Genomic DNA, 9068 nt, shown 5'->3' with positions numbered 1-9068 from the left:
AGCCGATCGGGAAAATGGGATCTTGCGCCACGTCGATGTAGAAGGACGGATTTATCATAAACAGCCCGCTAAAGGTCATGATAGGCAGGGCTGTGAGGATTAGCGCAGTCATTCGCCCTTCCGAACTCAGAGCGCGTACTTTCATGTACATTGTGTGGCGATCGCGAATAACGGCCGAGAGATTGGCAAGGATTTCGGCTAAATTGCCACCAGTTTCATTCTGCACTGAAAGCGAAACGACAAACATCTGGATATCGTCAATTCCCCAGCGGTCGGCCATGTTCTGCAGCGCGTCGCGCATATCGGCGCCATAGGATACCTCATCCACGACAAGGCCAAATTCGGTTCCGAGCGGATCTTCCATTTCCTTCGTCAAAAGATCGAGCGCCGATGCAATCGGGTGCCCGGATCGCAAACCGCGTACGAAGATATCAAGCGCGACCGGAAACTGCTCTTGCATCTTTTTGCGCCGTTTCGAGGCGAGATGTGAGAGGACCATCATCGGAATTGCGCCGCCAAAGCAGAAGCCCAATGCGATGGAAAGCTGGATAACGCCGAGGCCGATGCCAAAGCCTGCAATGCCGGCACTGAGAAGTATGAGTCCGGCCACTGCCGTTGATGCGATCGCCATGCCCAGCATGATTTGGTGAGGAGGCAGCGGAATGCCCGAGGCGACAACTGCGCGCTCGATCGAACGTCCAATTTTGCCGATAATGCCGGACATATCGGTAAAACTGCCAGGCGCAGATTTGCGAAGGCGCGATGTGACGATTTCGCGATCAAGCCCGCCTTCGATCATCTTCAAGCGCTTGTTGATCGCGCGCGATCCCCTCTGCCGCTGTCGAAGGGTTGCGATCACCCGTTCCGAAACGAGGAACACGGAAGCGAATATGACGACCAGTGCCAAGACCCTGAGGACAATGGGATCCATTATTCGATCCTCTTATCAGGGCGGAACAGATCGGAGTTAAGCGAAACGCCATGTGCGGCGAGATCTTCGAGCAGTTTCGGTCGGATGCCGGTTGCCTCGAAATGGCCTATGACCATATTATTTTCGTCGCGACCCTGCATGCGGAAGCGGAATATTTCCTGCATGGTGATGGTTTCACCTTCCATGCCGACAATTTCCGAAAGGCTGAGAAGGCGGCGGCGGCCGTCGGACAATCGACCGATCTGGATGACAACATTGAGCGCCGAAGCAATTTGCGCTCGCGCAGATCGAGGCGAAATGTCGATGCCGCTCATCCCGATCATCTGTTCGATACGCGATAGCGCATCGCGCGGCGTGTTGGCGTGAACCGTGGTCATCGATCCATCGTGGCCGGTATTCATTGCCTGCAACATGTCGAACGCTTCGCCAGCGCGGACTTCGCCGACGATGATGCGATCAGGGCGCATACGCAGAGCGTTTTTGACCAGGTCGCGCTGGGTAACTTCGCCCTTGCCTTCGATATTGGGCGGGCGGGTTTCGAGGCGGGCTACATGGCTTTGCTGCAGCTGAAGTTCGGCAGAATCTTCAATAGTAACAATGCGTTCGCGTTCGTCTATAAAGGCCGACATTGCGTTGAGCAAAGTTGTCTTACCCGACCCGGTACCGCCCGAAATGAGTACATTGCGCCGCGCGCGAACCACGCCCTTCAACACCTCAGCAATCGGCGTGGGAACACTGCCCAATTCGCTGAGCTTTTCCATATTGATCGGAATTTTGGAGAATTTACGGATCGAGAGCAGCGAGCCATCGACAGCGAGCGGGGGCACGATCGCGTTGACGCGCGAGCCATCGGGCAGGCGGGCATCGACAAAAGGTGACGATTCATCGACACGGCGGCCAACCGCGCTGACGATTTTCTGGATGATGCGCAGCAGATGCTTGTCATCCTTGAAGCGCGTCTCGACGCGCTCCAGCACACCTTTGCGTTCGACAAACACCACTTCGGGGCCGTTCACCAAAATGTCGGTGATGCTATGATCCTGAAGCAATGGCTCCAAAGGCCCAAGGCCCAGAAGCTCATCAAGAATGTCCGCGACAAGTTGCTTGCGCTCGTCATGGTTCAATGCATGTTTTTGCTGGGCCAGCTGCTCGTGAACCAGCTCGCCAATTTCGGTTTCAATCTGCGGCCGGGTCATCGTCTCCAGCGCGGAGAGATTGATCAGGTCGATCAGTCGACGGTGCAGTTCAACCTTCAAGTCGATATAGTCGGTGTCGGCCGCATGACGCTCCAGCGCCTTCTTCGCGGTTTCATTCGCCACGGAGCCCGTATCCAGAACATCGGCTTTGCGTATCTGCCACATATTCAGGCGTCCGTTTCTTTCGTGAGCAGTGGCAGCATCGCGGCAATATCGGTGCCGATTTTGCTGCGCGCCCGGATAGCGTTGATCAACACCCCTTGATCATGCGCGGCGCGAACCAGCGGATAGTCGTTGTGGATGCTATATTCGATCGGGTGCCCCAGTGCATGCGAGGCGTCATCGAGATTGATGGTGCGGAACATCCGCTTTTCTACCCGGTTGGCGATGACGTGGATATTGTCGTGATTGATACCCTGATTGGCGAGCAGTTGCAGCTGGCGTTTCGCCTGGCGCAGGCTGGCGACAGACAATTCGGCCACCAGAAATACGACGTCCGACAGAGCCACGAGCGACAAGGTCCAATTGGTCCAGTTAGACGGGAGGTCAAGGATCACATGATCATATTCTTCGCGTGCCAGTTCGATGATGCGCAGCATCTGTTCCGAATTGGCGGCCTCCAGCGGCATGATATCCATTGGCGCCGGAATCACGTGCAGGCCATTTTCACTTTTCGACACGACCGAACGGAGCAGTTCGCGGTCGATCCGCGCGCCTGCGGCGATGAGGTCGGCAATCGAAAGCTGCGAGGAAAGACCAAGATAGGCGCCAGCATCACCAAATTGCAGATCAAGGTCGATCAAGCACACGCCCTTGCCGTGATTGCTCTGTGCCAGTTCACCCGCAAGATGCGTGGCAACGGTGGTGGCACCCACGCCGCCAATGCTTTTGAGCACCGAAATCAACTGGCCCTGCTGCACTTCGGCGGCGCGGCTGGCATCGAGTTCAGCGCAGATTTCGGCGATGATCGACGCCAATTCCGATTGCGCCAGCGGCAATGCGACAACGTCGCGCACTCCCTGCTTGAGAAGCATGCGGACCAGCGACAGGTTGGAATCGCGGATAGCGGCGATAATCGGAAGGCGGGGGTGCGATGCCCTGATCTGTTTCAGCCGATCAAGCGATTTGGGCATGTCGGGGCGAATTTCAAGGATCAGGATTGTTGCCGCATCAAGCTGGGCTTCGTCGATGCGTGCGTCAGGAGCCATTGTTGCGAGCAAAACCTGCGCCTGTCCTATTGCCACATCGTCAAACTGGGCACTCGTCATTTCAGCTTCAGAAAGGACCAGCAAAACAGAACGCGATTTCAGGTCCAAAACCCAATCCTCCGAAGTGAAAGTGATATTTTCAGAAACGCCCATCTAAAATTCCATCCTAATTCGAATAGGTGCCTTCGCCATCTTCCATGGTCAGCGAATAGCTGAACGGACCAATGGTGAAAGCCGTCCCTAAAATCTGTGTCGTCAATGGCTTAAATTGCAGACCGGTGACAGTAATTGTTACCAGCGGGGCCACATCCATACCCGTGGGGTCACCCGCGTAGCCCAGACCCGAATTACTATATCGTATCTGTACCTGTGTTGGCAAAATGTCCGGCTTGAACAGGCGCATACGGTTCACAATTTCGCGAAAGGCTGGAGCGTTTGACGTTGTCGGTATGGCGTTCGAACAACTGCTGGCCGTGGGAAATGAGCAATTGACGGTGGGTGCCGCGACGGTTCCGCCTCCTTGGCATGTCATGCCGGGAAACTGGGTCGAAGAAATCTGATTGCCTTGCGTGACTGCGCAGCTTTGAGCGAAGCTGTATCCTGCCAAGCCTGATGGCACAGCATCTGTTGTCACAGCATATCGAACGCCCATTTGCGTTGCTTTTTCGGCTTCATTATAGGTCCACATATAGCGCCCGACATCGATGATGCCGGCGAGGAAAAGCAAAGCAACCGGTAAAACCAGCGCGAATTCCGCGGCTGGGCCACCGTTTTCATCGTGGGCGAGGCGCGAGAACAGCTTCATAGACCCATCACCGCAGCTTGCGCTTGCGCCCTCAAATTGAGGCCTGTCGTATTAAAGCCAAGATTTTGCAGGATCGACCTGTAGGGAATTGTGGTCGAAACGGTAACACGTGGTGCATTGGCCAAGCCACTGTAAATACCGGTATTTAGAGCAGTTGCCGGACAATCCACACTGACGGTAACATGCGTGTTGGCCCAACCATAAACCTTTGCGGCACCGGTTCCATCGACGGTTCCGGTACGAGTGAGGTTTTTGATCTGAGTTTCCAATGCGGCATCCGCGAGGCTGGCAGAACCGCAAGCAAATTTGGCGAATGGCTGTCGTCCTGCAAATCTTGCCCCATCGCGCACAGCCTTCACCACCCTATGTTCGCTCCAGAAAAAATTGCCCATTTCGAATGAGCCGAACATAAGTATCGAGAGCAGAGGAACGAGCAGCGCCATTTCGGCTGCTGCTGCGCCGCTATTTTCAGAACCGATCAGAAAGAGCGAACGCATTGCTCATTCCACCAGATAAGGCACATCACGGCGCACCGTCTGATTGCCAAAAACACCGGCACCCGCAACGGTCGATTTGCCAATGATTTCCATATAGATTGCATCTTTAAAGGCGTTCCACCGTAAAGTGTCATCGCTTGCTGGTTCGACGAGGAAAACATCAACCCATTCGTCGATCACGACCGGTTGTGAGGCGCCGTTCAAACTGGAGCAGTTGCTGACCACTGCAACCGTCAGCAATCGCCGATTGGCGTTACTGGCTGGAAGGCCACACGTCGGCGCACCACCCGTCGGCATATTACCTGAAAGCTCCCACAAATAGGCTTGGTAACGGCTGATTGTCTGCCAGTTGGCGGGACGGTTTGAATTATGGTATTTGGTGAAATAGTCCTGCCGGGCCCACTCGCCACTGCCGAAGCGACCATTGCCGCCGGGACAAAATCCCAAAGTCGTGGAGCCGGTATTGAAGCTGGTATAGTGGCAATTATCCCTAGGAAGTCCCATGGCTGCAATGGCATTAGTATTGGAATGAAGCGCGGTGACTGGGTTGTAGGCGCCACCGGGATTTACAGGCTTAAACTCGCTGCCGCTGTCGGGCAGACTAAATCCATTTCCACCCGTACCCCGCTTGATTTTACAACTGTTATTGCCATTGCCTTGCTTCACATAATCCATGCGGACATTTGGGGCAGGGGGGCAATCGCCGCCTTCACAAGTTGAGAGTACGTTACCGCCACCATTATTGTTGAAATCATAAATCCCGAACCTGGTGTTGATCGCATCGTATAAACCTTGCGGATTTCCGGTGCTAACCCGATTTTCGTCGATTTGGACGCAATCGGTAGGTGGATTTTCGTAAGCGAGTGCTCTCAACAAAGCCGCATTGCGGTTGTTGGCGTCGGGATCGTTCACCTGCAGAAAACCGAAATCGCCCGGAGCCCATGTGGTGTTGCTGCCTGTTCCCGGGCTGCCGCCCTGGTTCGCGTTGTCCTTGTTGCTTCCCGACCCGGGGCTGTGCCCGGTTGCGACGACGCCTTGGCCGACTCTGCCATTGGCATCGAAAGGTACAGAGGGATCCGGGCTGCAGATCATGATCGGCGGGACTTTGCAAACCGAAGAGCCCAGCCCAGCCATAGCAGCTGCATCGATTGCTCCGGAGTTGAACGCGCCAACAATCGGCGTCAGGGCATAGCGCGCCGTGCGGGCGTTGACCGTCACTTCTACAAAACGGGCATTGGCGTCTGTGGTTGCTGCCGTCGTTTTTGCCTTGTTCTGCCAGAATTTGATCTTGCCGGTTGCGTCGCACGTCGCTTCGCCAGTTACAGTAATGTCCGGCGTCCCACCCACATTGGAATAGACAGTCCGGTTGGCCAGATGCGAAACTGCGGTGGCGGACGCACGGGCGCAGGCCCCGGCTTTTCCGTCCAATTGTGTTACGGCCGCCAATGCGGCTTGATCGGCTGCATTTTGCAACTCTGTGTCCATTGCAGCCAATCGGGCATAATCAAAGGCGATACCGCCGATCGCGACCAATGCAGGCAAGGCTAAGGCGTAAACGGAGGCGACAGCCCCGCTTTCTTCACGCCAAAGTTTCTTCCCTATCGATCGTATCACCGCTCATCTCCTTATTACTTAAGACTTAATTGCCGCCAGAGGAGCCGCCACCGGACGCGCCGCCGCCAGTAACTCCGCTGGTTGTCTTCTCGGCTACCGGTTGTTTCACATTGCCCTTGCGATATCGCTCCTGAGCACCCGCCGTTTGATCGCCGCTGGCGGTCATCGCCTCGGCATATTGTGGTTCGGGTTCTATGACCTGCGCCGCATAATTGGCACGCACCGCATCGCCAAGGCCGGTATCATTAGGTGTGCAGCCCGCAAGCAGCACGAGAGCCAGTGCAGAGCCGAGCATTTTGCGATCAAAAATCATAGTCGGCGCCTTCCGTTTTGGGGGCCTCTGGAGGAGGTGCATTGGGATCAAGTGGATTGATGCCCACGGCCTTGTCGGTGCGTCCCATCAGGAACAGGTCGAGTTCATTGGGGTTCTGCACCCGGTCGGTTGGCAGCGCGACGGGTGCGCCAGCCTTGATCGGCTGCACCAGACGCGGGGTAACCACAATCACCAGTTCGGTTTCACCCTTTTGGAAGCCCGACGAGCGGAACAGCGACCCGATAATTGGAATAGAGCCCAGAAGAGGAACCTGCCGTACGGTCGTCTGGAAGTCCTTGCGGATCAGTCCAGCCAGGGCAAAACTTTCGCCGTCGCGCAGTTCAAGCACAGTGTTGGCGCGCCGCGTCTGCAGGCCGGGGATGACCAGTCCGTTGACGGTGATCGAAGCGGTGGGGTCGATCGAGCTGACCTCTGGTTCTACGGCCAGATTGATTACGCCATCGGCCAGTACCGTTGGCGTAAAGGCGAGACTGACGCCAAAGGGTTTGAACTCGACGGTGATGCTGCCGCTATTGCCGCCTCCTCCGCCGCCGCCGCCGCTGTTACCTTGCGCCACCGGAACAGGAAACTCACCGCCCGCCAGGAAGGATGCGGTTTCGCCGGAAAGCGCTACGAGCGTCGGATTGGCGAGGGTCTTGACCAGACCTTTTCGTTCTAGCGCATCAAGCACAGCGTCGATATTCAGCCCGGCAACGTCAAAGGCCTTGCGGAACACTCCAAAGGCACCGGTGATGGAATCGAGCCGGAGCACGCCGTTGCCAGTCGATGGATCGGGGACAAGCCCGGCACCATTGCCGATAGCGGCACCGAAACTGCCACCATCGCTAAAACCAAAGCCGCTCAATCCAATTTGCTTGCCCGTTTGGCGCGAGATTTCGGAGAAGCGTACTTCCAGCATCACCTGCTGGCTGGCGCCGACCGACATCATGTTGATCACCTTGTCGCCTGCATAACTTTTTGCGAGCTGAATAGCACGGTCGATGGCAGGGCCGTTTGAGACAATACCGGTCAGAATGACAGCTTCGTTCGAGATTTTGGCGCCGATGGGTTCGCCGGGGATCAGTTCGGAAAGCTGACGGCGTAGCGATACAATATCCGGGCCCACAGCAACATCGACTACCGATATCACGTTGTTCGCATTGTCATATATCGTCAGGCTGGTGGTGCCCATTTTCTTGCCGAGCACATAAAGCGAGCGGTTGGTGATCGGCATGATATCGGCGATTTCCTCGCTGCCAATCATAGCCTTGCCGAACGGCCGGTCGACCGTCAGCACCTGGCTCTTGTTCAGCGGAACATCGAGCTGGCCAGCGTGTAGCCCGGCGTCTGAGGAACTCTGATAGCCCTGGGCCAACGCGGCGGGGGCGGCGGAGAGTGACAGTGCGAGAGCAGTGCCAAAGATGAAGCTCAGGTTTTTCATGCGCTCAATACCCCCTGTGGCGCGAAACATCGTAGGAAGAACTGGCCGTACCGCGGACGATCTCGACTTCGACCGAATTGGCGGGTTTGCGACGAACTGGTCCTGCTGCGTTGCGCGCCTGCCCAATTGCCGCTGCTTGCATCGCAGGGATAGGGTAGGGGCTGGACGCCATAGCTGCGGTTCCGCTGCGCGGCTGGTTATAAAAGCTGGGCGAGACGCTGCCTTGGCCGAGGTCGCGTGTGCCGACTGTCTGCGCCATGAAAACATCCTGGTTTGCCGCATTGCGCAGAGCGAGCGAGAGCGAGCCAACGTTCGAGGCAAGGGCAAGTTTCTGCGCGCCCTGTTGATCGACCAGCAGCGTTGCAGTCTTGCCGACTACGGGCTGGTTGTTCTTGTCGTCAGCGCCCTGGTCGATCGCGATGACGCGCACATTTTGCAGCAGCACATCGGTAATTGGATCGATCTGGCCCTCAGATTCTGTTTTCGGCGTGCGGGTCAGCAATACGTCCACGGTATCATTAGGAAGGACGAAACCGGCGACGCCAGAAACATCGCTGATGCGCACGGCTACGGCGCGCATATCTTCGTCGATCAGGGCGGAAATGCTTGCGCGGCCACCCGGGCCAGTCACCTTGCCCGGAAGAATAGGTTCGCCGGCCTCGATCGGGCGCAGAACAACGCGTTGTTCGACTCCGAGAAGCGCTCTGGTGGATTGGAAGGCGCCTGGCGGCAGCGATGTTACAGGCCATGCGACCATGCGGATGTTTTCTGCGGTCAAGGCGGTGCCGTAAGCCATGGGTACACGGGCAACAGCCACCTGGACCATGCGATTTTCTTCGGCGCTGCGTTCCTGCTGGTTTTCAACGCCAGTCAGATAACTGTTTGCAAGAATGACGGCAACGATCCCGATGATCGCCGCTATCGCAATTATGATCCAGTTCCGGTTCGCCATGCGACCCCCCACCCGAATTTGATTTCAATCTGGCATCCTGTGCAGGAAGCCCCCTGAAACTTCCCGCCTGGTCAAACCAGGCGGGGAGCAGCTTGTAATTTCACCTACAGT

At 56.5% G+C, this 9068-nt stretch carries 9 protein-coding genes; all 9 read right to left on the bottom strand.

The genetic code is table 11. From position 1 onward, the window contains the following. Positions 1-931, bottom strand: a 931-nt coding sequence (locus tag ABL922_RS07910) for a type II secretion system F family protein (RefSeq protein ID WP_349023669.1), incomplete at its 3' end; no start/stop codon positions are given. Then, on the bottom strand, positions 931-2292 hold the full coding sequence (locus ABL922_RS07905; RefSeq protein WP_349023668.1) for a CpaF family protein: 1362 nt from the start codon (positions 2290-2292) through the stop codon (positions 931-933). The genes ABL922_RS07905 and ABL922_RS07910, both read right to left, overlap by 1 nt. A 2-nt stretch (positions 2293-2294) precedes the next feature. After that, positions 2295-3488, bottom strand: a complete 1194-nt coding sequence (locus ABL922_RS07900; RefSeq protein ID WP_349023667.1) for an AAA family ATPase — start codon at positions 3486-3488, stop codon at positions 2295-2297. Positions 3489-3501: 13 nt separating this feature from the next. After that, positions 3502-4140 carry a TadE/TadG family type IV pilus assembly protein gene (locus tag ABL922_RS07895; protein ID WP_349023666.1) on the bottom strand — a complete coding sequence of 213 codons (639 nt, stop codon included), beginning with the start codon at positions 4138-4140 and terminating at the stop codon, positions 3502-3504. Beyond that, complete coding sequence (locus ABL922_RS07890; protein WP_349023665.1) at positions 4137-4637, bottom strand: TadE/TadG family type IV pilus assembly protein; 501 nt, start codon at positions 4635-4637, stop codon at positions 4137-4139. Before ABL922_RS07890 ends, ABL922_RS07895 begins: the two co-directional genes overlap by 4 nt. 3 nt (positions 4638-4640) lie before the next feature. Further along, positions 4641-6251, bottom strand: a complete 1611-nt coding sequence (locus ABL922_RS07885; protein ID WP_349023664.1) for a pilus assembly protein TadG-related protein — start codon at positions 6249-6251, stop codon at positions 4641-4643. A gap of 25 nt (positions 6252-6276) precedes the next feature. Beyond that, on the bottom strand, positions 6277-6564 hold the full coding sequence (locus ABL922_RS07880; protein WP_349023663.1) for a hypothetical protein: 288 nt from the start codon (positions 6562-6564) through the stop codon (positions 6277-6279). Beyond that, entirely contained in the window at positions 6554-8005 is a 1452-nt protein-coding gene (locus ABL922_RS07875; RefSeq protein ID WP_349023662.1) for a type II and III secretion system protein family protein, read from the bottom strand. Before ABL922_RS07875 ends, ABL922_RS07880 begins: the two co-directional genes overlap by 11 nt. Positions 8006-8009: 4 nt before the next feature. Next, positions 8010-8957: a Flp pilus assembly protein CpaB gene (gene cpaB / locus ABL922_RS07870; protein WP_349023661.1), complete on the bottom strand. Its 948-nt coding sequence runs from the start codon at positions 8955-8957 to the stop codon at positions 8010-8012. Between the last annotated feature and the right edge of the window lie 111 nt (positions 8958-9068).

Source organism: Sphingorhabdus sp., from assembly GCF_040079335.1.
GTDB lineage: Bacteria > Pseudomonadota > Alphaproteobacteria > Sphingomonadales > Sphingomonadaceae > Sphingorhabdus_B.
Note: the sequence above shows the minus strand (reverse complement) of the source record. Positions and strands in the feature narration are given on the sequence as shown.

Excerpts from the sequence above, each read along its gene's own strand:
- ABL922_RS07905 (WP_349023668.1), bottom strand. The coding sequence starts at position 2,292 with ATGTGGCAGATACGCAAAGCCGATGTTCTGGATACGGGCTCCGTGGCG.
- ABL922_RS07900 (WP_349023667.1), bottom strand. The coding sequence starts at position 3,488 with ATGGGCGTTTCTGAAAATATCACTTTCACTTCGGAGGATTGGGTTTTG.
- ABL922_RS07895 (WP_349023666.1), bottom strand. The coding sequence starts at position 4,140 with ATGAAGCTGTTCTCGCGCCTCGCCCACGATGAAAACGGTGGCCCAGCC.
- ABL922_RS07890 (WP_349023665.1), bottom strand. The coding sequence starts at position 4,637 with ATGCGTTCGCTCTTTCTGATCGGTTCTGAAAATAGCGGCGCAGCAGCA.
- ABL922_RS07880 (WP_349023663.1), bottom strand. The coding sequence starts at position 6,564 with ATGATTTTTGATCGCAAAATGCTCGGCTCTGCACTGGCTCTCGTGCTG.
- ABL922_RS07875 (WP_349023662.1), bottom strand. The coding sequence starts at position 8,005 with ATGAAAAACCTGAGCTTCATCTTTGGCACTGCTCTCGCACTGTCACTC.
- cpaB (WP_349023661.1), bottom strand. The coding sequence starts at position 8,957 with ATGGCGAACCGGAACTGGATCATAATTGCGATAGCGGCGATCATCGGG.